Source organism: Clostridium sp. AF27-2AA (assembly GCF_003478505.1).
Classification (GTDB): domain Bacteria; phylum Bacillota; class Clostridia; order Lachnospirales; family Lachnospiraceae; genus Brotaphodocola.
The window spans coordinates 87,579-109,181 of sequence record NZ_QUFI01000008.1 but is presented as its reverse complement, the minus strand read 5'-3'; the positions used below and the strand labels follow the sequence as shown (position 1 = coordinate 109,181).

The following is a 21,603-nucleotide window of genomic DNA, read 5'->3' as shown; positions in this document are numbered from 1 at the left end:
TTACATATGAGTATAACACAGGATCCGACGAAAAAAAAGAAGCCTGTACGGCTTCAAACCTATGATATTGACTTCCCGGTGGAAAAAGCATACAGTTAAGGGCAGACGTTACAGTTCCTGCAATACACAAACCACAGCGGGTTTTCTGAGCGAAAGTTCCCGCAGAAAGAAGGTTTTCATGAATCCAAATATGACTCCGCTTCCATCAGGCTACACCCACGTCCAGCACACCTTTGAGCCGGTCTTCGATGAACACTCCCGCATTCTGATCCTCGGAAGCTTCCCTTCCGTAAAATCCCGGGAGAACCAGTTCTACTACGGTCATCCGCAGAACCGTTTCTGGAAGCTCATGGCTCAGCTTCTGGAGGTTCCAGTTCCCCAGTCCATAGACGAAAAAAAGACCATGCTTCTCACACATGGTCTTGCTCTCTGGGATGTCATCGCATCCTGTGATATCAAAGGATCCAGTGACAGCAGTATTAAAAATGCGGTTCCCGCAGACATCAGCCGGATTTTAAAAGCAGCCAATATCCAGACGATTATTGCCAACGGCGGCACCGCATTCCGGCTTTACAGACGCTACTGCGAACCGGTTACCGGGCGCCCGGCTGCGCTCTGTCCTTCCACCAGTCCCGCAAACGCGGCTTTTTCCCTGGAACGGCTGTCCGAATGCTGGAGTAAATTTATTATCTAGCCAGCTCGCCGTTCTCCATCCGCTGTTCCATGATCTTACGGAGTTCGTCTACACAGGCGCCCAGTGCCTTTCCGGTCTCGTCAATGGTCACGTCCGCATACTTTTCATAAAGCGGCACGCGCTCATTGTAGAGATCTAACAGGGTCATGCCGTCCTTTAAGACTACTCCGCGGTCTTTTAAGTCGCCAAGGCGCTGCTTTACATCCTCATAGCTCAGCTTTAAGTACACGACTGTGCTGATTTCATGCAGGTGTTCCATGGCCTTCGGGCCGTAGATCACGCTGCCGCCCGGAGCGATCACGGAACGCTCTGTCTCCAGCTCAGCGTTAATATCTTCCTCAACCTTTAAAAAGCCATCGGTACCGCGCTCCGCGATGATTTCTTTTAAGAGCTGACCCGTCTTTTCCTGAATCACGATATCCACATCTACAAATGAATAGCCAAGACGTTTTGCCAGCAGAACGCCGATGGTACTCTTACCGGATGCCGGCATGCCTACCAATGTAATGTTTGATTTCATTTTGCTTTCCTCCGTGTGTGCTTCGCTGTATCGGAACGTTTGCTTTTATTTTTGCTGTCTTTCCGTACCGAATATCCAAAGGTTCCGATCTTCTCTCCCAGTTCAAAATACGTTCCATGGGAGTAGCTGATCAGCTTTGCGTCATTTAAATGGAAGGTCCCCTTCTCATCCATGTAACGGTCATCCACCGTTACGCCCAGAATCTCCGCAATGAACATGTCATGGCTTCCAAGCTCCACCACCTGCTTCACTTTACACTCCAGGTTTAACGGACTCTCCGCAATGCCCGGTGCGCTGATATGTTGAGATGGAAGCGGTGTCAGCTTCATCTCCTGGAACTTATCTGTATCACGGCCGGATTTTACGCCGCAGTAGTCGGTGGCAAACACCAGATCCTTTGTCACCAGATTGACCACGAATTCGCCGGTCTCTTTGATGATGTCGTAAGAATAGCGCTCTTTCCGCACGGAAATAGAAAGCATAGCCGGGGCAGAGCAGACGGTTCCGGCCCAGGCTACCGTTATGATATTTGGCTTTTCACCGGGCCGTGCGCAGCTTACCATCACGGCCGGTACCGGGTACAGCATGTTGCCGCCCCGCCAGCTCTGTTTTCCCATATTTTTCTCCTCTTAGTTCTCGCAGGCAATCATGATGGACGGGATCAGCTGTTTCTTTCTGGATACCACACCCGGAAGTTCTACCACATTGGCCTCATCGTTCTCACCGGCCGCCTCCATATGAAATGCAGTACGAATCAGATCCTCAGCGCCTTCACCCTCGCAGAGCAGGGAGGTGGACTCGGTCAGGATATTAGTCAGCATAAAGAAGATCATATCCACGCCGTGCTCCTCATGTGGCTTCTTTAAGAACGGAAGCAGACGCTCTTTTAACTCTACCAGCTCATCTGCGTTCAGGGAGCTGATCTGGCCTACGCCGTAGCTGGCCTTGCCGGAGTTGAACAGCTTGAAATCCTGATAGAAAATCTCGTCATTGCTCTTACCGCGCAGGTTGCTGCCTGCAGAGAACATATCTGCCGCGTAACGGTCCATGTCAATCTCAGCGATCTTTGCCAGCTCGGTAGCTGCCATTTTATCAATCGGGGTGCAGGTCGGAGAGCGGAATAACAGGGTATCGGAGATGATCGCGCTGCACAGCATGCCTGCGGTAGCCTTATCAATCTCTACATTATTCTCATGGTACATCTGATATACGATGGTTGCAGTACATCCAACCGGCTGGTTGCGGAAAAATACCGGAGAAATGGTCTCAACCGTACCCAGCTTATGATGGTCAATGATTTCCTGAATGTCTGCGTTCTCAAGACCGTCTACCGCCTGGTTCTTCTCATTATGGTCTACCAGGATGATCTGCTTTCCCTTTGCGCCCAGTAAGTTTCTGCGGGAGATCATGCCCAGGTATTTGCCGTCCTTATCCAGAACCGGGAAATCACGGTGACGCTTGCTTGCCATAACCTCTTTCACATCATCGATGCAGTCGCTGTCCTCAAAGGTGATAAGGTCTTCGGTCTTCATGAAGTGACCAATCGGCATACTCTGGTTGATGAGACGTGCTGCAGTGTAAGCATCGTACGGAGTAGTCATAACGGTGCAGCCGTGCTCCTGAGCCAGCTTGCGGATGGTCATGGAAACTGCGGCGCCCTCACAGACAATGATGCAGTCTGCCTCCATCTCGATGGCACACAGCTGGGACTCGTAGCGGTTGCCCAGGATAACCAGATCATGCTCGGAAATGTAGTACTCCATCATGTCCGGGTTTGCTGCCGCAATCAGAACTTTACCCTGATCGAAGTAATCGTTCTCATCGCCCACAACCATAGCGCCCTCCAGAGTCTCCAGAATGTTCTTGTACTGGGTGTGCGCTTTGGACAGGATACTGCTGTCTAACACGTTCATGTAGGATTTGGTGATATCACCAACCGTGATCAGACCTTCCAGTACGCCTTTCTCACTGACTGCCGGCAGGGTTACAACATGAGCGTCCTGCATCAGGTTCCATGCCTTCTTTAAGGAAATGTTGCGTTCTACGCCCTTAGTCGCGCGAATCTCAATATCCTTAACCTGGGTTTTTACGCTCTCTACCAGCTGCGGAGCCTCTACGTTAAAGTAGTTCAGCACATACTGTGTCTCCTCGTTGACATGACCGGCACGGCCTGCCACATACTCTTTTCCGGTGATTTTGGATTTTAATGCTGCGTAGCAGATTGCGGAACAGATGGAATCGGTATCCGGATTCTTATGACCGATTACGATCGTCCGTCTTCTTCTCTCTTCTGACATAATGTCCTCCTCTTATTGGTGTTTATCGGAATCTCTTTTTTGCTATTTTCACAAAGAATTGCTTCCTGACGAAATGTAATTATAGATTTTGCACTATGTTTTACAGTTTGTTCATTCGTTGTTCATACTTTATTCACAACTTTTTCCTATACTAAAAACATCTTAAGAAACGGTTGTAACTTGATGAAACAGTCAAATTGCACATAGATTTTTCATAATTGCCCCGGTTGGACGAAAGTCCACCGGGGTCTCCTCATTTTATATGATTTTACGCGGTTTTGCAATAGTTTACCCGGAGCAATCACGCTCCGGGTATTTCTTTTTTCAATACATTTGCCTTTTAACCAAGTACGAGGCGGGCCGCACCATAGATTCCCGCGTCATTTCCCAGCTTCGCAAGTCCAATGATACCTTTATTCTGGGAAATCGGAGAATAATGCTGATAATACTTATCAATGATATCAATCAGGAACTGGCCTGCCTTTGATACACCACCGCCGATGACAAACATCTCCGGATCTACCGTCATGGCAATGCCGGCCAGGGCTGCACCCAGATAGCGTCCCACTGTCTCTACAACAGAAAGAGCCAGCTCATCTCCGGCCTTCGCTGCATCCAGAACATCCTTTGCGGTCACGGCGTCACCGTACTGGCGGAGCACAGACGGCGTCTCCTCTCCGGCCATGCGGCGTCTCGCCTCTCTGGCAATACCGGTCGCGCTTGCAATCTGCTCCACGCAGCCTACGCCGCCGCAATTGCAGTGTTCCCATTCCTCATCGCGAATATGAATATGGCCAATCTCACCGCCAAGGCCATGTTTTCCGGCAATGATCTTTTCATCAATGATGATGCCGCCGCCCACGCCGGTTCCCAGGGTTACCATGACAATATCGGTAAAGCCCATACCGCCGCCACGCCACATCTCGCCAAGAGCTGCCACGTTGGCATCATTTCCGCTCTTAACCGGAATATTGTCCAGCATGGCACTCAGTTCTTTCTGCGGGTTCACATCCCGCCATCCCAGGTTCACGCAGACCTCTACATAGCCGTCCGGCATGACCGGCCCCGGAATGCCAAGTCCTGCACCCAGAATATCCGAAAAATGAATCTCCTTTTCCGTGAGAACTTCCCGGATAGACGCTGCCACATCCTCTAAAATGTAGCGGCCGCCCTCTTCCTTTCTGGTGGGAACCTCCCACTTAAATAACAGAGTGCCATCTGTCTCAAATAAGCCGATCTTGACGGTGGTTCCCCCTACATCTATTCCAATGCATTTCTTTTTGCTTTCGTGCATGCCTTGCTCCTTCCCAAAACCCACATCGCCCGGCAGTTTTCTGCCGGGCGGTACGGACTATATTTTCACTTAAAACAATCTTACAGGCTGCGTGCTACCTCAGCAACGTGCTCTGCGGTAAATCCAAAGTGCTCAAAGAGCTGTGCAGCCGGACCGCTTGCGCCAAAACCGGTCATGGTCACGCATGCGCCGTCCAGGCCAACATACCTGCCCCAGCCGAAGTCGCTCAGCGCCTCTACAGCGACACGCTTGCGGACTGCCTTCGGAAGTACAGACTCCTTATACTCTGCGGACTGCTCCTCGAACAGATCCATACACGGCATGGATACAACACGTACCTTCTTGCCTTCTGCTGCCAGAATTGCTTTTGCCTTCACAGACAGCTCTACCTCAGAACCAGAAGCGATGAGGATCAGGTCCGGGGTTCCCTCGCAGTCATCGATGACATAGCCGCCCTTTAACGCGTCCTTGCAGCTGCCCGGCATCGGAGCCAGGTTCTGTCTGGAGAGTACCAGTGCGGTCGGAGTGGTCTTGGAAGTTACAGCGCTGTACCATGCAGCTGCAGTCTCGGTAGCGTCACACGGACGGAACACATGGAAATTCGGCATTGCGCGGAACATAGCCAGCTGCTCGATCGGCTCGTGGGTCGGTCCATCCTCGCCTACACCAATGCTGTCGTGAGTGAATACGAAGGTTAACGGCAGTTTCATCAGTGCGGACAGACGTGCCATTGGCTTGGTGTAATCACTGAATACGAAAAAGGTGGATACATAGGTACGCAGGCCGCCGTGCAGCATCATACCGTTTCCGATTGCGGTCATAGCCAGCTCACGAACACCGAAGTGCATGTTTCTGCCAGCGTAATCTGCTTTGGAAAAATCTCCTGCATCACTCATGTTGGTCTTGTTGGACGGAGCCAGGTCAGCAGAGCCTCCGATCAGATTCGGCATGCGGTCTTTTAACTTGTTGATGACCTTACCGGACAGGTTACGGGTTGCCTCAGCCTTCTCGCTGTTTGCCCAGAAGGAATCGTCCTCCATAAGTGCCTTTGCAAGCTCGTCCGTGTCTCCGTAATACTGGTTCCAGAGTGTTTCCATCTCTGGGTACTCCTGGCAGTATGCAGCGAACATCACATTCCATGCTGCCTCAACCTCTGCTTTCTCCTCTGCAGCTTTTGCGTAGTGGTCATAAACCTCCTGTGGTACGTAGAACGGCTCTTTGGACGGCCAGCCCAGGAAGTCCTTCATAGCCTCGATGTTCTCCTCACCCAAAGGCTCGCCATGAGCGCTTGCCTTACCCTGTTTTGCCGGGCAGCCATAACCGATCTGGGTATGAATGGTGATGAAGGACGGGCGGGTGGTATCTGCCTTTGCTTCCTCGATGGCTTTGCCGATCTCATCTAAGTTGTTGCCATCTGCAACGTCCAGAGTCTGGAAACCAAATGCAGCCATGCGCTCCTGTACATTCTCAGTGAAAGCGATGTCCGTGCTTCCCTCGATGGAGATGCGGTTGGAATCATATAATACGATGAGTTTGGAGAGGCCCAGGGTTCCTGCAAGGGAGAATGCCTCGGAAGAAATGCCCTCCATCATGCAGCCGTCACCGCCCAGCACATAGGTGTAATGGTCAACGACCGGATAGTTCTCTTTGTTGAAGATAGCTGCCAGATGTGCTTCGGCTGCTGCCATGCCAACTGCCATACCCATGCCGGCGCCTAACGGTCCGGTGGTAGCCTCAACACCAACCGTGTGGCCGTACTCCGGATGACCTGCGGTCTTGGAGCCTAACTGACGGAAGTTCATCAGGTCCTCTTTTGACAGATCGCCGTATCCGAATAAGTGAAGCAGGGAATATAATAGCATGGAGCCATGACCGCCGGATAAGATGAAACGGTCACGGTTTGCCCACTGCGGATCTGCCGGGTTGTGGTTCATGTGGTTCATCCAGAGCTCATATGCTGCCGGAGCACTGCCTAATGGGAGACCCGGATGACCGGATTTAGCTTTCTGGATCGCGTCTGCGGATAATACACGGATCGCGTTCACAGACATAGTATCGATAGTGTTCATTGGTGAGACCTCCTGGTATTATATAAATTTTTTGTATTGCCTACCACTTTAGTGCAGCTTCAGCTCACGCATCTGCTGCGGACCGGTTACCACCAGCGTACCGGGAAACCGTCCTTTTCTGATCCTCGAAACAGGGAAGTCAAAGGTTGCGTCAAACTTTTCTGTTCCGCTCATATTATAAATCCTGCAGGAATCTTCATTATACAGGATGATCAGATCTCCATCAAAATCCGCATGGGTATATTCAAAATTGAATTCCTTGCTGAGCACATGGGTTCCGTCTTTTTTGTAGACCTCCAGGCGGCTTCCGTACTCTCCATTGGTGTTGCGGACAATCGCTGCCGCGTATTCATCGGAATAAAATACGCTGTCGATACGTTCCTCAATGGTTCTCTGCTCCAGAAGCTCCGGTGATGCCAGGTTCCTGGATGAGAAAAAGGTCAGGGCCTTGCCGGAAAACGCGCAGGAATACGGATCACCCATGTAGGTTACACGGGGCACCATATCTCCCTGAAATTCATCATCAAAGCCGCCTACCAGACGGTTCGGAACATTCTTTCCGATCTCCGAAAAATCGTAGAATACCACTCGGTTTTTCAGCTCGCTTCCCTGCAGATATACGAAGGAACACATCAGCTGGGTTCCATCAGCTGACAGAGCAATATCAAGAGGATAGCCATCACCTGACATATTGGTCTTTACGGTAATATCCAGGGATGTACCGTCTTTCTTGAAAAATGTAATGTAGCTGGATGCGGAATCCTCCAGTACAGCCGCCGTAACTCCGGTACCGGACACTGCCACCTTACTGATGGGCAGTACCGTTGTAGCCTGCCCCTGTGTGCCGTCTGTGTTGCATATGTAAATGCTGTTCCCCTGCATATCCGCAATGGCGGCGTAATCCCCCTTTACAGAAATTACCGGAGAATTCATTTCGTAACTTTCCGTCCAGACCGTGCGTCCGCGGTTGTCCAGATAGGAAGCACCATCCTTGGTATATTTTAAAACATTCGTTCCAAAACTCTCATAGCCCACGAGACTTCCCTCGTTTAAGTCCACCTGCCATACCGTATCATAACCGGAATAGCGGTAATTGCGCTGGTAAAAGATCCAGGCTGCCACGCCGCCTCCTATCAGAAGCAGCACCAGGATCACTAGGGCCCACCGGTGACGTAAAACCCGGTTGTGGGACTTGCGCACCACAGCTTCACTGTCTTCTTCCGGATCAGCGTTCCATGCGGGCTGCTGCGGCCGGACGATCTGTCTGCGCAGCTTATCTTTCTTGCTTTCTCTGCTCATGGAGCCGAAATCATTCATCTCTTTTGTCTCCTAGCCTTTCCGTTACCTCTCGCAGTGAAGGATATATATTCAAGTATACATCATTTCGCAGGAAGATACAACTCCTGCCCCACGGAAATGTGATTCTCATCTGCCAGTCCGTTCCATGCGCAGATCTGCGGAATCTGGGCCATACTGTGGTAGCGTTCTATGCAGATTCCGTACAGAGTTTCCCCCTCCTGAACCACATATTTTACAGCATCAGACGGGATCTGTACCACGGCCGCCGCTGGAGCCGCATCCGCCGAAGCGCCTGCATTTCCGCCATGGGGTGTGCTGGTTTCAGAAGCATTCTGTGCCCCGGAAGCAGATGTTCCGGCATTTGTGTTTCCTGCTACATCCGCTCCAGCTTCCATTCCTGCGGCGTCATTTCCAGCCGCGTTCACATCAGTCCCAGTCCCCTGATCGATCACAATGTCCGCCAGAGTCGGATAAACCTCCCCCGGCACAGACTCCACTTCCAGATCCCCGTCTTCATCCTGTCCGGCAAAGGATCTCAGGCCCCCGGTCTTAACATCAGACGGCATCACCGAAGCGATCACCGCCTCCATATCCTTCATTTTCCGGTAATTTCCAAACATGACCAGGCCTCCTGCCAGAACAAGAACTGCCAGGACACTGCAGGTTCCGCCCAGAAGTCCAATGGCAGAGCGGGCATGTCCCACACTCTGCTTCCGCTCCTCCATCCGGTCACGGAAATCCTGGATCACCATATCCCTGGTCCCGCTTTCCACGCGCCTTGCGTCCTTTCTGGACACCATGTAATCCTGCATCATCTGGTTTCTTTCATAATAAATGCTGTAGCCCCTGAGTTTATAAAATCCGTCCTCCGAGGCCGTATAAATGGCCTCTTCCCCTTCCAGTCCGGAATTTAAGTACATCAGCTGGTTTTTTCCGGAAAAATACTGCCCGTGCTGCTTCCAGTAATCCAGCGGGCTTAAAGCGCACCCCGGTGCGCCGCACAAAAACCACCCCTGTACACTGCGGTGGGGAAACATCTGCTCCATCACCTGATACGCCTTTTTCCAGGCCTCCTCGGTAAATTCCACCTTTTCCCCTTCCCGGGTCACCTGCTCCATCTCCAGTGCTCCGTCAATGAACAGAAACGGAATTCCTTCTTCCGTGCGGATTTCCCCCAGAAGAAGGCCGACCCGCAGATCCTGTCCTCCGGCCGGATACAGTCTTTTCAGATATGTATTGACATAATCCTCGATATAAAGCTTTACCACCTGATCCCGCTCCCCGACCTGCCGGATATTTTTCGGCAGTTTCGGATACGGATTATAAAGTTCACCCATAATCTCACCCCACAGCATGATGTTTATAACCACAGACAAAGCGCAGCATCATTTTGTACCTGTCCGTGGCCCGTTTGCTGCATCATACCACGAAGTGCCCGTATAATTTGTCAGTTTGCGTCATGGAATCTATAAAACTCTTCGACAAAAATTGTGTGGTTCCGGAACCAGTGCCTGCCGCACGCTGTCGCAGATATAATCTGCCATCCGCATGACCACAGAGAGACGTACGCTCTGCAGCATCAGCGGATCACAGCTTCCGCAGCCTCCCACAATTCCGGTGATAAAGATATCTCCCACTGCCTGCAGCTCCTTGCAGACTCCAAGGCCCGGCCGAAGCGCGCCTTTTCCCAGAGTGACGCAGCCCACATGCTCACTCCTTCCCACCGACGCGTCCACCGCCACGATCACATGGTCCGGATAACAGCGGCGTACCATAAAAATGGCCTGTTCCAGGTTCATGGCATGAACCGGGCAGTCCAGGGTTCCCACTACCTGAACCCGCTCATTTTTCTGTCCCAGGTCCCGCAGTTTATGGCCGATCAGCGGACCCAGGCTGTCTCCGGTGGAACGGTCCGTTCCAATACAAAAGAGCAGGACCCCCCTTCGATTCTCCCTGCGCATGATCTCACCGATCATCTGCCGGAGCATGCCGGCGCAAAGCCCGGTGTCTTCCTGCTCTCCGGAGTCAAAATAGTAAATGTCCTGCTCTCTGATTCGTTTTTTCATGATCTCATCCCGCCTGCGCCATTTTGTTACTCCTATTATAGGCAGGCCGGACAACTTTTATTCGTATCAGTGTTTCCGCTCATCTTCCTGGTAAACACCGATGGCTTCACTAATATTGGAAGCCCGTCCCTGCTGCAGGATATTACTTAAATCCTGCAGCTTGAACGGATCCAGAAATTCTTTGCCCAGATGACTTCCATACTGGTCCGTGAGTGTAAGGCGGCGTGCCTTCACCTCCGCCGTAGTAAGCTGAAGCTGACGTTTTACGTCCTCATATTCATGCTCCAGTTCCGCGATCTTTTCCCGGTGTCCATGCTCGATTTCATCCTGTAAAATGTTCTTTGTGACGGTCTCAAATGTATTTAATGCCTCTTTTTTCTTTGCCGCCACCTCATTGAGTTCCTGTGTCAGCCGCGCAATCTCATCGTCATATTTCTCCAGATCATAAAGCGACTCGTTGCGGTCCTTGCGGATGGTGCCGGTGATGACTTTGATTTTTTTGTCATTGGCATGCATCTGGTCCAGGATGCGGCGGCCTTCCTTTAAGCATTCCGCGTACTGGAGCTTTGTGTGGTTGCCGATCCACATGTAGATTCCGCCCACGATCACGATATCCGCCACATAAATAAGTGCCAGATACAGGGTCTTATGCTGGGGCAGTGCTGCGTAAATCCCAAATGGCAGTACCAGGAAAAATAACGCGATAAAGATCAGAAGCCCCAGAAATTCCTTGGCCCACCGCGGCATATAAAGACTGTAGTAAAGACGGCTCCGGCACCAGGACGGTGCATGATGCTCCCGGAACTTTGCTTTCATATTGCCAAGCAGTTCTTTATTATACTCATGAAGCTCGGAGGTCTCCTCCGCAATACGCTCCTTCACGCCCTGGTTTCTGGCTTTTTCCCGCCTTGCACGGGCTTTCTTTAACAGATCCTGCGCTTTGCTGATCTCCGTGTCATAACTGGAATTCAGCTCCTCTCTCCTTTTTTTTACCGTAGTGCCTACAGCATCCGACATCTGCTTTTTTTCGGTATCCAGAGCCTTTTTCAGTCGATTCTCATCCTGCTTTAATTGTTCTTCCCGGTCTGCGGCCAACGACAGTTCCTCTACAGATTCCCTTGCTGCTGCCAGATAGTCCAGGCATTCCTGAATAGTCTGCGCCATATCTGTTTCCTCCTTCGCAAGCTTTTCCTTTGCAAAACAAAGCCCCATGTCCGGAATTTTGTTTTCTGCGAAAGCTTTCTCTTCGAAATATACTGTTTACAGTTTACTACATTCTGATTCGAACTACAAGCGAATGTAACAGGATCCGACAATCTAACGGATGCCGCTTTACAGAAAAGCCAAAATCCCTTATACTCGTAACTATTCAGAAACTTAACAAAAAGAAAACCCGGAATCATCAGGCTTATTTGCCCAGACCTCCGGATGCAGTCCGAAAGGAGAAATATATGTTCCGTATGTGGGGAAAGATCTGGAAGGATAACCACCTGGTCAAAGATACCGTAATCTGCCAGACTGATTACAGTATGTCCCGCACCAGTATGGTATTCCAGTCTCTGGATGATATCTGTTATGAATTTGATCTTGGGAAGCCAATCTGGCTCTCCTCCAACATCAATGACTTTAAACGCCACGCCAAAACAAGATTCACCAAAGACAGCTTTATTGAACAGATCGATTTTGATTATCTGGAGATTGAAGTAATCGAAGAATAAAAAGGAAAAAAGGGAGACGCTTCCGTCAAATGGAAACGCCTCTCCTTTTTTGTCAGATGGATGGATTGCCGCCGTCCGCATATTGCGCAAATGACAGCGTCTCAATCAGACTCCGGGCCATTTTCAGGCCAGATACTGCTTCAAAATATCTCCGATCAGCTCTACCTCCTCCGGTTTTAAATCCCTGATCCAGTTTTCATCACTTCCCCGGTTCTTCTCCCGGCTGGCCGCCATCTGCTCCAGTCCCCGCTTAATAAAGTCCGCATCCCGGATGCTCTCCTTGGCCGGAGTCTCCGGTGCGGGAGCCGCGGTTTTCACGGCAGCAGAAACGCGATTGCCATTTCTGCGGTTCTCCCTGCGGCCTCCGCTTGCAGCCTGGGCCGTCCGCGCAGTCTGCTGTTCTTCATCATCCTCCGGCTCTACCCGGCCCATGCGTCCGGCCCGGTCTACCAGACGGCTCACATTGCGCAGCGCGCCCCGGTCTCCCATGCCCTCCGTACGTCCGTTTTCCATGGAAAGATTCCGTGCCATTTTCGGTCCTACCACGTTGTCAATCTGATCCTGCAGGCTGATCAGCAGCTGCTCCTTTAAATCTCCTGCAATTCCGCCGTCAAACAGCATGGTCAGCATAGCCATGAGTACCGCTCCTCCGCCATATAAAACTACATAATAGGTATCCAGACGATACCAGTAAGAGAAAAAGGCTGCCGCGCCGCCAAGCAGCAAACAAAGCCACGTCCACCGCACGCTCATGCCGCTCCAGGCAGAAAGCCTGATTCCCATGGTTCTGAATTCATACAGCTGATGCTCCAGCCAGGCGCCACTGTCTACCAGTCCCTGATTCACACGATATGTATTCTCCGCTCTCTGCCGGAGTTCCTTTAAACTTTTGTTCTTGGTCAGTGAAAGGTCTTTGCTTTCCTTCAGCAATCTTTTGTAGGCGTGACGGGTGATCATCCGTGTCAAAATCCCCAGTACGCAAAGTGCTGCCAGCGCGTAGAGCGCACGGCCTGTTTCCAGTAATTGCAGCATAAAAACAGCTCCCCTTTCTTTTCCTTTTTCCAACTGCCACACGCGGCGTTTCAGGATCCGTCCCGCAGCGTGTGTGACAGTTGCCATGGTGTCTCGACAGGTATCATTATAACTGCCCAGTCACCGTTTGAAAAGTTCAGGGAGCTCAGAATCGTTCGTCAAGTTCTGCTAAAAAACGCGTGTTACCTTCAGGTATGACCGTAGCCTGGCATCTGCTCCGGCGTCCATAGGCCGCTTAGTATGCCAGAATCAGTGCGCGGGTCAGGTTCGTGCTGTGAATGATGGCCTGGCGCTCAAATTCCGGATAATCCATGGAGGCGCTGTCATCGGCCTTGTCGGAGATGGCACGCACGATCAGGAACGGGATCTTGTTTAAGTAAGCCGCCTGGGCAATGGCCGCGCCCTCCATCTCGGTGCAGGAGCCGTTAAAGGTCTCACTCAGCCACTCTTTCTTTTTCTTATCACAGATAAACTGATCTCCGGTCAGGACTCTGCCCTCATAAATGCTGATATCTGGATTTACCTCCTCACAGCACTTCTTTGCCAGACCGCGCAGGCGCTCATCTGCCTCAAAAGTCAGGGTTCCCAGCTGTGGAATCTCTCCTAACGGGTAACCAAAGTTGGTTGCGTCCACATCATGTTGGATCGCATCCGTGGAAAGCACCAGATCTCCAATGTTGATCTCTGCTTTCAGGGAACCTGCAATACCAGTATTGACCACACCATCCACTCCAAAACGGTCTGCCAGGATCTGTACGCACAGCGCTGCGCTGACCTTGCCGATTCCGGACTGAACCACAACCACCTCTTTTTCTCCGATAGTTCCCTTATAAAACTCCATGCCAGCCACGGTTACAATCTCCGGCTGCTTCATTTCCTGCTTCAACTGCTCCACTTCCGCCTTCATGGCACCGATAATTCCTAACATATATGATTTCCTCTGCTTTCTGTGATCTGTTGTCAATTTTCTCCTTACCAGTCTAACAAACCTTTTGCGGAAAGGCAACGGATTTTTCAGGGTTGACATTTTGCCCCCGGCGGGTACTATAGTAGTACAGATGTTTTTATGATTCAGACTTCTATCCAACCGGAGGTATATTATATGAAGAAAATCGTTCTGACCGGCGGCGGTACTGCCGGACACGTTACACCGAACCTGGCTCTGCTGCCATCTTTGCAGGAGCGCGGCTATGAGATTCATTACATCGGTTCCTACAACGGCATCGAGAAAAAACTGATTGAGGGTGCCGGCATTCCTTACGATGGCATCTCATCCGGCAAGCTGCGCCGTTACTTCGACATCAAAAACTTTTCCGATCCGTTCCGTGTCATCAAAGGCTATGCCGAGGCACGCGCGCTTTTAAAGAAATACCGCCCGGATGTAGTCTTCTCCAAAGGCGGATTTGTGTCCGTTCCGGTGGTTCTGGCCGCAAAACACTTTAAGATTCCGACCATCATCCATGAGTCCGACATGACTCCGGGACTGGCCAACAAGATCTGCATCCCGTCCGCTGCCAAGGTCTGCTGCAACTTCCCGGAGACCTTACAGTATCTGCCGGAAGACAAAGCTGTCCTCACCGGATCCCCCATCCGCCGGGAGCTGCTCCAGGGGGACCGCCTGACCGGTCTCAATTTCACCGGTCTTTCCGCTGCCAAACCGATTATTATGGTCATTGGCGGAAGCCTGGGTGCTGTTGCCGTCAACAACGCCGTCCGCGCACTGCTGCCAAAGCTTCTGCAGAAATATCAGGTGATACATATCTGCGGAAAAGGCCATCTGGACGACAGTCTCATCGGCCGTCCAGGATATGTACAGTATGAATATGTAGATGCTCCGCTGCGCCATCTGTTTGCCGCTGCCGACATCGTTCTGTCCCGCGCGGGCGCAAACTCCATCTGCGAGATCCTGGCACTTAGAAAACCGAACATCCTGATTCCGCTCTCCGCAGCAGCAAGCCGCGGCGACCAGATCTTAAACGCCCGGTCCTTTGAGAAACAGGGCTTCTCCACTGTTCTGGAGGAAGAAAATGTTACCAGTGACACCCTGTATGACGCTATTGAAAGCACCTACGAAAACCGCAGAAAGTTTGTGGATGCTATGGAAAAGAGCGAGCTGTCCGATGCAGTGAGCATCGTGATGGGACTGATCGCGTCCTATGCAGAGAAGGAAGAGGCTGATAAATAGTATTTGCAAAAATGGCTGTGAAAAATGAAACATTTTTCACAGCCCATTTTATGTTATATGTTCTTTACAGTCCTGCTTTTAAAGTCTCGGCAGTCTGTGCCAGCTCTTCCTGCTCCGGCTTGCCCGGTGCCCAGTTTACCATGTCCGGGCCGCCCTCGTAGCGCGGGATTACATGAACATGCAGATGGAACACGGTCTGACCTGCGCTGGTTCCGTTGTTCTGAACCACATTGAAGCCGCTTGCGCCAAGCTGGCTCTTCATGGATGTTCCAAGCTTTGCGGCTAACGGCAGAATCTTTGCCATAACTGCCTCATCTGCCTCGCAGAGATCTTTATAATGATTCTTCGGCAGGATCAGGGTGTGGCCATTTGAGGCTGGGCCTAAATCCAGAATTGCGCGGAAATCATCATCCTCATATACGGTTGCAGACGGGATTTCGCCGTTTGCGATTTTACAGAAAATACAGTTGTCATCTCTCATTATCGTTTCCTCCATTCGCTTTCACGCAGTGCTTGTTCAAAAACAAATAAAAAGCACTGCTCATTGCTATCACACATTATACCCCCCAAATATCTGCTCTGCAAGTGCGCTTTGGTTTGCGGTACAGAATGGCGGCCAGGATGATTCCGATCACCAGACCGGCCACATGGGCGGTGTTGTCCACGCCAGTGCTGGTAAAGCCCAGATACAGAGAAAATGCCGCCATGATCACCAGCTGCCGCGTGCTTAAATCCTCCAGCCGTCCCTTGTTCACGGCCACCACATAGATCAGTCCGCCAACTACGCCGAAAATCGCGCCGGACGCCCCGGCTCCTACCGACCAGTCCCCCACCAGAATTTCAAACAGTAGGGAAACTGCATTGGCTCCGACTCCGCAGATCAGATAAAAGATCAGATACTTCACCTTGCCCAGCGCCCGTTCCAGATTATCCCCAAGGACAAACAAAACCAGCATGTTATTCACAATATGGTTGATTCCAAAGTGCATAAACATAGAGGTCAGCAGCCGGTAATATTCATGCCCCCGCAGGACAAACGGACCATACATGGCCCCATGCTCCAGCATGAAATAGGCATCTTCTGTGGAACCGGTCAGCTCCAGATACAAAAAATACAGGATATTCAGGACGATCAGGGTGCCATTCACCCATGCCCGCGGCCGCCGCTGCGGCACCATATAATAAGGATTCTGATACTGGTTCATGTAAACTCCGTTCTTTTTACAATACTTTCTATGCTACAGTTCATCCATTATCTTACCGTATCCGCCCGGAAAAATCCATGTACAAAATCCATTGATTGTACAGTCTGCGCGTACTATAATCTTCTTAATCTTTTTGATGAGGAGGTCTTTCCATGTCTATCATTACCAATGTCCGTACCATCCGCCTGGAGCAGTTTCCGAACAGCATCTGGGTTGAAATTGAAACTGACGAAAATCTCACCGGCCTGGGGGAAGCCTGGCGCGGTACTGCTGCCATTGAAACCATCATCCACCATGATATCTGCCCGTGGCTGATCGGGCAGGATTCCAGAAATATTGAACTGATTTCCCGCACACTCTTAACTCCTTATGTAGGTTTCCACAGTGCCAGCGCGGAAATCCGGGCAGCCAGCGCCATTGATATTGCCCTCTGGGATCTGGCCGGAAAACGCCACGGCATCCCGGTTTATGAGGCCCTGGGCGGAGCATCCCGCTCTTCCATTCAGGTTTATAACACCTGCTCCGGCTACTCCTTCAATGCCAGCAGTAGTGCCTACAATTCCGGAACCAGCCGTCGCATGATCACCGACAAGGATGAGATGCGCGGGCCTTACGATGATCAGGTTGCGTTTACGCGCGATGCCGGTGCCCTGGCAAAGAGCCTCTTAAGCGAAGGCTATAAGATTATGAAGATCTGGCCATTTGACCCCTTTGCCGCAAAAACCCAGGGAAACTGGATCTCCGCAGAAGATCTGGAAGCGGGCCTGAAGCCGTTTCAGCTGATCCGCGATGCCGTCGGCAATAAAACGGAAATCATGTGCGAACTGCACAGCCTCTGGAGCACGCCTGCTGCCCTGCGCATCTGCAAAGCCCTGGAGCCCTACGATATCTTCTGGGCAGAGGATCCGCTCTGCAAGATGGATGACATCCAGCAGATCAAAGAACTCCGTTCCAAGACCCGAACGCCTATCTGCGGCAGCGAAACTCTGGCCGGAGCTGTCACCTTCCGCCAGATGTTCGCGGCCGGCGCCTTTGATTACGCCATGCTGGATCTTGGCTGGTGCGGCGGCCTGACCGAAGGCCGCAAGATTGCGGCTCTTGCGGAAAGCTACAACATTCCAATCGCGCCCCATGACTGCACCGGTCCGGTTCTTCTCTGGTCCGGCCTGCACCTTGCCTTAAACTCCCCGGCAGGCCTCTTCCAGGAAGTGGTCCGCGCCAACCTCGCAACCTGGTATCAGGATATTGTGGAAGCTCTTCCGGTTATTGAAAACGGGCATGCCAAACTTCCGAACGCCCCTGGAATCGGCGCTGTGCTCCGTCCAGAGGTGAAGAAACGGAAAGACGCTGTCATCCGGGAAACGGGAAGTCAGAATAAATAGAATAAAACAACAAAATCCCCATGGCATTTCTGTAAATCTGGAATTTCCAGACAGACTTCATGCCGTGGGGGTTTTTACGTGCTCTTATAATTCAATTTTCAAACTTATACTGCTCTATCCAGCCATTCTTTCACGACCTCTTCACTAATTTTCACAGCCTCGGCAATCTTATCTACCGACAAGCCCATTCCAACAAGAGAAATCGCGGTTTCCCTGGCTTTTTCCAGTGCTCCCAGCTCTATTCCTCTCTTTTCTCCAATTTCAATACCCTCACTGTAAATCTGCTCCATCTCCCTGCACATTCGTTCCACTCCCTTCTGCGTATGCTTTAATTCCCTCACCCGGTCTGCTAAAATACTGTTATACATTTTTCAGCATCTGCACAATGAAGATCATGCATCAGCCGTCCAAGTTCCGTATCATCCTGCCGCTTTGAATTTCATTTTAGCATCCACCCCTCCATTTCTCAAGCAGGGATTCTCCCATTATTCTGTCTGCCATGCGTTACACTTTCCACACATTCTTATTCAAATCTGTATCTCGCTCCCGCAATGCTGATCTCCACGCCATCCCATATTTCCATGATTTCGTTATTTTCCAACATATGGCCGCCGGCCATGGTGCCGTTTGTGGAATTTAAGTCCTGCACATAGTAGCGGTCTTCCTTCCGATCGATGCGAAGATGCAGGCGGCTGACAGTTTCCCGGCGAAGAACATAGTCTACCAGGTTTTCCTGTTTTCCAATGATAAACGGATAATAGGCAATGACGATGTCTTCTGTGCCTGGTTCCAGCGCGGTCAGGCGCTTCACCTGGGCAGCGGCTCCGTTCGTTTCTCCATTCAGCAGGATTGTGTCGCTGCTTTGAGCTGCCGCTGCGGCTTCCAACGGCTGCTGTCGGCCTGCCCGGCTGCCCGGGTCATACGCTGTTCCACCATTTCCCATTTCATACCTTACTCCGCTATTTTCTGTTCCACGCTCCTCTTTGTATTCTGCTCTGCCATATCCTTCCGGAGTTCCCCATTCTTCCGGAGAAGCGCCATCAAATGCGATGGTATCCCAGGGCATCTGCACAGCCCGCTCCAGCTCTCTCTGTTTCTCTTCTTTTCGTTCCTTTCTCCTCTGTTTCCACCTGCCAAGCAAACCAGCTGGTTCTTCCTGTGCGTCTGTCTGGATCTGCCTCCCGCGCACTGTTCCCAGCTGCCAGCCATTTTCCTGTCTGATTCTTTGCACATGATCTCCTTCTTCCAGTGATTTTTCCCCGTCAATGTTCCCGCCTGCTGACTGTAAAACTTGCAAATCGTCAGATCTTTGCCATTGGCTCGTTGTCCCGCTTTTATGATTCGGCCCGCTCACACTGCTTTTCTGCTGTGCCAGCCGCAGAATATCCGCCATTCCGTAATTTTCTTTTCTGGTTTCCTGATACAGGCCATAGGCCAGCACCACCGACTCTTTATCACGGTGATCCACTTTACCAAGCAGATACTCCAGAAACCGGCTGTAATCCTCCGGGAAATCACATTCCATTCCCGGCACCAGGCACAGCCAGACCTTCAGGCTTTCCGGATCCACATACAGATATTCCGGGTCCAGAAGCACGCTTTTTTCACTGAGCAGATACTGTTCCATATGATCCAGTGACCGGGCAATCCCAAACACCAGGGCCCGGATCTGCTCTGCCTGAATCGTCTGCCCTTCCAGAAGGCGGGACAACGGCTGTTTAGAAGTAATCTCGTAAAAGAAGCGAACCTCCTCATCCTTCTGCCGCACCTGAAACCGCAAAATCCCGTCAATCTGATTCTGCTCCAGCATCTTCTGCTCAAATGGCGGCTCTCCCTGCCCCTCTGAAGTTTCTGTCTCCACAATAAGATAATTCCGCTTCAGTTCTCTCTGATAACTGGTCTTCATGTCATATCCTCCGCCAGGCTCCACATCCTGAGCATTTTTTCCGGGCGAAAGACCGGCGCCGTAATCTCCAGCTCCCAGTTGTTTCCTTTCGCCTGCTCTTTTATCTGTTCCTCCTCCGCATGTTCTATCCGGTGCCGCTCCCGCTCCACAGTCTCATGCAGCGCAAAATTTCCCGCTGCTCTGGCGCTCCAGTTCATGGCCTGCCCCATCAGAATCATAAGCGTTGTCAGCACCACCACCATGACACCTGCCGCTTCTACAGTCATACTTGCCTGTAATTTCATCTTCCCTCCTGCTGAATGCACATTCGTGCCGACTCACAGGGCATGTGTTCTTGCAGTCCCCGACATCACCGCGTCCAGACACTCTCTGCATTCTACACTCCAAATGCCCGAAACTCCGTCATATACAACACCGCCGTCCAAATCCCCGGTATCACACCAAAGGGCAGCAGCGGAAGTTCTGTTTTTCCTCCCGCATCATTTCCTTTCAACCGGCTCCAGACATAATATCCAAGACCAAACAAACCGCAGCATAACACCGTTCCGCACAAAAACAGCAGGTTATGCCGCAGTCCAAGAAGCAGCCCGCTCACCAGGAAAAAGAAGCCGTCTCCGGCACCGATTCCACAGCCCAGCCAGGAAAGGGCCAGAAGCGCTGCTCCGGGTAATACTCCCGCCAGGTAAGGTCCCCAGGCATTCAGAAAAAACCAAAGTACCGTTTCTTCTGCCCCCGCTTCCTTTATAAATGCCAGACACAGCACGGACAGGGACTGACAGACCAGGGCCGCTGTTCCGGATAACCACAGAATTTCCGATGAAATCTGTTTTGTTCCAAAATCCTGCCAGGCTGCCGCCAGTAAAAACACAAGAAACACTCCCATACGCGCCATTTCTATTTTCATAATACTTCCCTCATCATATCATTCACTGCTCCGGCTCATCCTCCACAGTAAGAGCAGGCACCGAGATATTTAACTTCCTTCAGCTTTACCGCCCGCACATAGGCCATGATTGCCTTGCAGTCCTGCAATGTATGATACTTGCCTCCGCTTGACATAATGTAGACGGTACTCCCTTTTCCTGCCCCTTTCGCGCAGGCAGAGCAGGGATAATATTTGCTGCCGTCCGTGTTCCGCTTATCTGAAACACGCTCCCAGGATACGGCCGTCAGCTTATTGGAAAGATAATGACAATTCCGGTCTGGATGGTAGCGTGTACTGTTTTTCCCTACATAGACGATCCGCTCATCCTCATCCGCGTTTTCCGTGCCTTCCCCATACCGGCCTTCCCGTCCGATCCAGCAGCGCCTCCGGCTTCGCACGGTGCGATGAAGGGAGGAAAGTCCCAGTACTGGAAATGGAAAAGAAATATCATAATCCATCACCAGATCCAGTGTCTCTCCATCCTCCTTCACCGAGGAACCAAGCATACTGACATGGGATACGTTTGCGGTATCACAGTAAGCCAGCGCCCGGCTTCTGGCATAAAGCGGCGCGGCAATGGCTTCCGCGTTTTTGCTGAAGGCCTTCGCGGCCTCCCCCGCACCGGGAATCCCGTCCAGCTTTCCCTGTTCCACACTATCCAGGAGATAGGCATACTGGCTTAACTCTTCCCCCGCCGCCTCAAGCCCTGCCTGCAGCTTCCGCTCCGTTATCATGAGCTTTGCCGGAAGCATCAGGCAGACCGAAGCAAAGATCACAAGCGGCAGTACCAGTGCGGCCTCCAGAGTCAGGGATGCCCGAAGCAGCTTCGATACTCCGGCTTTGCCCCGATGCTTCCCATGCCTTTTTCTGCACCAGTGGCCTGGAAAGGAGATGAAAGGGAATGCCCTGCTGCCTGAAGGCGCTTTCTTTTGTTCCTGAGCTGAAAATCTGTTTCTTTCATAAAAGGGGCTTCGTACTTGGAGAGGTACATTTGTTTTATTTTTTTCATCT

23 protein-coding genes are annotated in these 21,603 nt (G+C 51.4%); 4 read left to right on the top strand and 19 right to left on the bottom strand.

Translation table 11 applies throughout. The annotated features are described in order from the left end of the window. Window positions 1–178 precede the first annotated feature (178 nt). The gene (locus tag DWY84_RS06550) at window positions 179–694 is read left to right on the top strand and encodes a DNA-deoxyinosine glycosylase (protein WP_243024778.1); all 516 of its coding nucleotides are present in this window, start codon (window positions 179–181) and stop codon (window positions 692–694) included. Here DWY84_RS06550 and DWY84_RS06545 read toward each other — a convergent pair. The 9 genes from DWY84_RS06545 to DWY84_RS06505 form a co-directional block, all read right to left on the bottom strand. Further along, the gene (locus DWY84_RS06545) at window positions 687–1,214 is read right to left on the bottom strand and encodes a shikimate kinase (protein WP_118531868.1); all 528 of its coding nucleotides are present in this window, start codon (window positions 1,212–1,214) and stop codon (window positions 687–689) included. The genes DWY84_RS06550 and DWY84_RS06545 overlap by 8 nt on opposite strands. After that, on the bottom strand, window positions 1,211–1,831 hold the full coding sequence (locus tag DWY84_RS06540) for a flavin reductase family protein (protein ID WP_118531866.1): 621 nt from the start codon (window positions 1,829–1,831) through the stop codon (window positions 1,211–1,213). Before DWY84_RS06540 ends, DWY84_RS06545 begins: the two co-directional genes overlap by 4 nt. A 12-nt stretch (window positions 1,832–1,843) precedes the next feature. Continuing rightward, entirely contained in the window at window positions 1,844–3,511 is a 1,668-nt protein-coding gene (locus tag DWY84_RS06535; protein WP_118531864.1) for a putative manganese-dependent inorganic diphosphatase, read from the bottom strand. A gap of 340 nt (window positions 3,512–3,851) precedes the next feature. Beyond that, entirely contained in the window at window positions 3,852–4,805 is a 954-nt protein-coding gene (locus DWY84_RS06530; RefSeq protein WP_118531862.1) for an ROK family glucokinase, read from the bottom strand. A gap of 80 nt (window positions 4,806–4,885) precedes the next feature. Further along, a complete protein-coding gene (tkt, locus tag DWY84_RS06525) occupies window positions 4,886–6,874 on the bottom strand; it encodes a transketolase (RefSeq protein WP_118531860.1) in 1,989 nt (662 codons plus the stop codon). A 48-nt stretch (window positions 6,875–6,922) separates the two neighbouring features. After that, window positions 6,923–8,191, bottom strand: a complete 1,269-nt coding sequence (locus DWY84_RS06520; protein ID WP_118531858.1) for a DUF5711 family protein — start codon at window positions 8,189–8,191, stop codon at window positions 6,923–6,925. A 62-nt stretch (window positions 8,192–8,253) separates the two neighbouring features. Next, window positions 8,254–9,510 carry a LysM domain-containing protein gene (locus tag DWY84_RS06515; RefSeq protein WP_118531856.1) on the bottom strand — a complete coding sequence of 419 codons (1,257 nt, stop codon included), beginning with the start codon at window positions 9,508–9,510 and terminating at the stop codon, window positions 8,254–8,256. Between the two features lie 129 nt (window positions 9,511–9,639). Next, on the bottom strand, window positions 9,640–10,239 hold the full coding sequence (gene yyaC / locus DWY84_RS06510; RefSeq protein WP_118531854.1) for a spore protease YyaC: 600 nt from the start codon (window positions 10,237–10,239) through the stop codon (window positions 9,640–9,642). Window positions 10,240–10,305: 66 nt separating this feature from the next. Beyond that, window positions 10,306–11,403: a hypothetical protein gene (locus DWY84_RS06505; protein WP_118531893.1), complete on the bottom strand. Its 1,098-nt coding sequence runs from the start codon at window positions 11,401–11,403 to the stop codon at window positions 10,306–10,308. A 287-nt stretch (window positions 11,404–11,690) separates the two neighbouring features. Here DWY84_RS06505 and DWY84_RS06500 point away from each other — a divergent pair, with 287 nt between their 5' ends. Further along, window positions 11,691–11,957: a hypothetical protein gene (locus DWY84_RS06500; protein WP_118531852.1), complete on the top strand. Its 267-nt coding sequence runs from the start codon at window positions 11,691–11,693 to the stop codon at window positions 11,955–11,957. A 123-nt stretch (window positions 11,958–12,080) separates the two neighbouring features. On the opposite strand, the gene DWY84_RS06495 is transcribed toward DWY84_RS06500, so the two are convergent. Together DWY84_RS06495 and DWY84_RS06490 are read right to left on the bottom strand one after the other, a co-directional pair. Further along, window positions 12,081–12,989, bottom strand: coding sequence for a hypothetical protein (locus tag DWY84_RS06495; protein ID WP_118531850.1), 909 nt, complete (start codon window positions 12,987–12,989; stop codon window positions 12,081–12,083). A gap of 235 nt (window positions 12,990–13,224) precedes the next feature. After that, entirely contained in the window at window positions 13,225–13,917 is a 693-nt protein-coding gene (locus DWY84_RS06490; RefSeq protein ID WP_118531848.1) for a 5'-methylthioadenosine/adenosylhomocysteine nucleosidase, read from the bottom strand. 174 nt (window positions 13,918–14,091) lie between these two features. Between DWY84_RS06490 and DWY84_RS06485 the strand changes: the two genes are divergently transcribed. Next, on the top strand, window positions 14,092–15,174 hold the full coding sequence (locus DWY84_RS06485; RefSeq protein ID WP_118531846.1) for an undecaprenyldiphospho-muramoylpentapeptide beta-N-acetylglucosaminyltransferase: 1,083 nt from the start codon (window positions 14,092–14,094) through the stop codon (window positions 15,172–15,174). 64 nt (window positions 15,175–15,238) lie between these two features. Here the strand turns inward: DWY84_RS06485 and DWY84_RS06480 are convergent, their stop codons facing one another. Together DWY84_RS06480 and DWY84_RS06475 are read right to left on the bottom strand one after the other, a co-directional pair. Next, window positions 15,239–15,655, bottom strand: a complete 417-nt coding sequence (locus DWY84_RS06480; protein WP_118531844.1) for an HIT family protein — start codon at window positions 15,653–15,655, stop codon at window positions 15,239–15,241. Between the two features lie 76 nt (window positions 15,656–15,731). Continuing rightward, the gene (locus tag DWY84_RS06475; RefSeq protein ID WP_243024777.1) at window positions 15,732–16,379 is read right to left on the bottom strand and encodes a rhomboid family intramembrane serine protease; all 648 of its coding nucleotides are present in this window, start codon (window positions 16,377–16,379) and stop codon (window positions 15,732–15,734) included. Window positions 16,380–16,531: 152 nt separating this feature from the next. Here DWY84_RS06475 and DWY84_RS06470 point away from each other — a divergent pair, with 152 nt between their 5' ends. Continuing rightward, window positions 16,532–17,761 carry a mandelate racemase/muconate lactonizing enzyme family protein gene (locus tag DWY84_RS06470; protein ID WP_118531842.1) on the top strand — a complete coding sequence of 410 codons (1,230 nt, stop codon included), beginning with the start codon at window positions 16,532–16,534 and terminating at the stop codon, window positions 17,759–17,761. A 104-nt stretch (window positions 17,762–17,865) separates the two neighbouring features. On the opposite strand, the gene DWY84_RS06465 is transcribed toward DWY84_RS06470, so the two are convergent. The 6 genes from DWY84_RS06465 to DWY84_RS17235 all read right to left on the bottom strand — a co-directional run bounded on the left by DWY84_RS06465 (window position 17,866) and on the right by DWY84_RS17235 (window position 21,601). Beyond that, window positions 17,866–18,129, bottom strand: coding sequence for a hypothetical protein (locus DWY84_RS06465; RefSeq protein WP_118531840.1), 264 nt, complete (start codon window positions 18,127–18,129; stop codon window positions 17,866–17,868). 155 nt (window positions 18,130–18,284) lie between these two features. Next, on the bottom strand, window positions 18,285–19,667 hold the full coding sequence (locus tag DWY84_RS06460) for a DUF6382 domain-containing protein (RefSeq protein ID WP_118531838.1): 1,383 nt from the start codon (window positions 19,665–19,667) through the stop codon (window positions 18,285–18,287). Next, a complete protein-coding gene (locus tag DWY84_RS06455) occupies window positions 19,664–19,951 on the bottom strand; it encodes a hypothetical protein (RefSeq protein WP_118531836.1) in 288 nt (95 codons plus the stop codon). The genes DWY84_RS06460 and DWY84_RS06455 overlap by 4 nt, the downstream gene beginning before the upstream one ends. A gap of 92 nt (window positions 19,952–20,043) precedes the next feature. Further along, window positions 20,044–20,571 (bottom strand): prepilin peptidase, encoded by a 528-nt coding sequence (locus DWY84_RS06450; protein ID WP_118531835.1) that lies wholly within the window; start codon window positions 20,569–20,571, stop codon window positions 20,044–20,046. 35 nt (window positions 20,572–20,606) lie between these two features. Continuing rightward, window positions 20,607–21,368 (bottom strand): hypothetical protein, encoded by a 762-nt coding sequence (locus tag DWY84_RS06445; RefSeq protein WP_147354287.1) that lies wholly within the window; start codon window positions 21,366–21,368, stop codon window positions 20,607–20,609. A gap of 29 nt (window positions 21,369–21,397) precedes the next feature. After that, window positions 21,398–21,601, bottom strand: coding sequence for a hypothetical protein (locus DWY84_RS17235; protein WP_147354286.1), 204 nt, complete (start codon window positions 21,599–21,601; stop codon window positions 21,398–21,400). Window positions 21,602–21,603 lie beyond the last annotated feature (2 nt).

Bases quoted from the DNA above. Each gene is read 5' to 3' on its own strand.
- DWY84_RS06550 (WP_243024778.1), top strand. From the start codon at position 179: ATGAATCCAAATATGACTCCGCTTCCATCAGGCTACACCCACGTCCAG.
- DWY84_RS06545 (WP_118531868.1), bottom strand. From the start codon at position 1,214: ATGAAATCAAACATTACATTGGTAGGCATGCCGGCATCCGGTAAGAGT.
- DWY84_RS06540 (WP_118531866.1), bottom strand. From the start codon at position 1,831: ATGGGAAAACAGAGCTGGCGGGGCGGCAACATGCTGTACCCGGTACCG.
- DWY84_RS06535 (WP_118531864.1), bottom strand. From the start codon at position 3,511: ATGTCAGAAGAGAGAAGAAGACGGACGATCGTAATCGGTCATAAGAAT.
- DWY84_RS06530 (WP_118531862.1), bottom strand. From the start codon at position 4,805: ATGCACGAAAGCAAAAAGAAATGCATTGGAATAGATGTAGGGGGAACC.
- tkt (WP_118531860.1), bottom strand. From the start codon at position 6,874: ATGAACACTATCGATACTATGTCTGTGAACGCGATCCGTGTATTATCC.
- DWY84_RS06520 (WP_118531858.1), bottom strand. From the start codon at position 8,191: ATGAATGATTTCGGCTCCATGAGCAGAGAAAGCAAGAAAGATAAGCTG.
- DWY84_RS06515 (WP_118531856.1), bottom strand. From the start codon at position 9,510: ATGGGTGAACTTTATAATCCGTATCCGAAACTGCCGAAAAATATCCGG.
- yyaC (WP_118531854.1), bottom strand. From the start codon at position 10,239: ATGAAAAAACGAATCAGAGAGCAGGACATTTACTATTTTGACTCCGGA.
- DWY84_RS06505 (WP_118531893.1), bottom strand. From the start codon at position 11,403: ATGGCGCAGACTATTCAGGAATGCCTGGACTATCTGGCAGCAGCAAGG.
- DWY84_RS06500 (WP_118531852.1), top strand. From the start codon at position 11,691: ATGTTCCGTATGTGGGGAAAGATCTGGAAGGATAACCACCTGGTCAAA.
- DWY84_RS06495 (WP_118531850.1), bottom strand. From the start codon at position 12,989: ATGCTGCAATTACTGGAAACAGGCCGTGCGCTCTACGCGCTGGCAGCA.
- DWY84_RS06490 (WP_118531848.1), bottom strand. From the start codon at position 13,917: ATGTTAGGAATTATCGGTGCCATGAAGGCGGAAGTGGAGCAGTTGAAG.
- DWY84_RS06485 (WP_118531846.1), top strand. From the start codon at position 14,092: ATGAAGAAAATCGTTCTGACCGGCGGCGGTACTGCCGGACACGTTACA.
- DWY84_RS06480 (WP_118531844.1), bottom strand. From the start codon at position 15,655: ATGAGAGATGACAACTGTATTTTCTGTAAAATCGCAAACGGCGAAATC.
- DWY84_RS06475 (WP_243024777.1), bottom strand. From the start codon at position 16,379: ATGAACCAGTATCAGAATCCTTATTATATGGTGCCGCAGCGGCGGCCG.
- DWY84_RS06470 (WP_118531842.1), top strand. From the start codon at position 16,532: ATGTCTATCATTACCAATGTCCGTACCATCCGCCTGGAGCAGTTTCCG.
- DWY84_RS06465 (WP_118531840.1), bottom strand. From the start codon at position 18,129: ATGTATAACAGTATTTTAGCAGACCGGGTGAGGGAATTAAAGCATACG.
- DWY84_RS06460 (WP_118531838.1), bottom strand. From the start codon at position 19,667: ATGAAGACCAGTTATCAGAGAGAACTGAAGCGGAATTATCTTATTGTG.
- DWY84_RS06455 (WP_118531836.1), bottom strand. From the start codon at position 19,951: ATGAAATTACAGGCAAGTATGACTGTAGAAGCGGCAGGTGTCATGGTG.
- DWY84_RS06450 (WP_118531835.1), bottom strand. From the start codon at position 20,571: ATGAAAATAGAAATGGCGCGTATGGGAGTGTTTCTTGTGTTTTTACTG.
- DWY84_RS17235 (WP_147354286.1), bottom strand. From the start codon at position 21,601: ATGAAAAAAATAAAACAAATGTACCTCTCCAAGTACGAAGCCCCTTTT.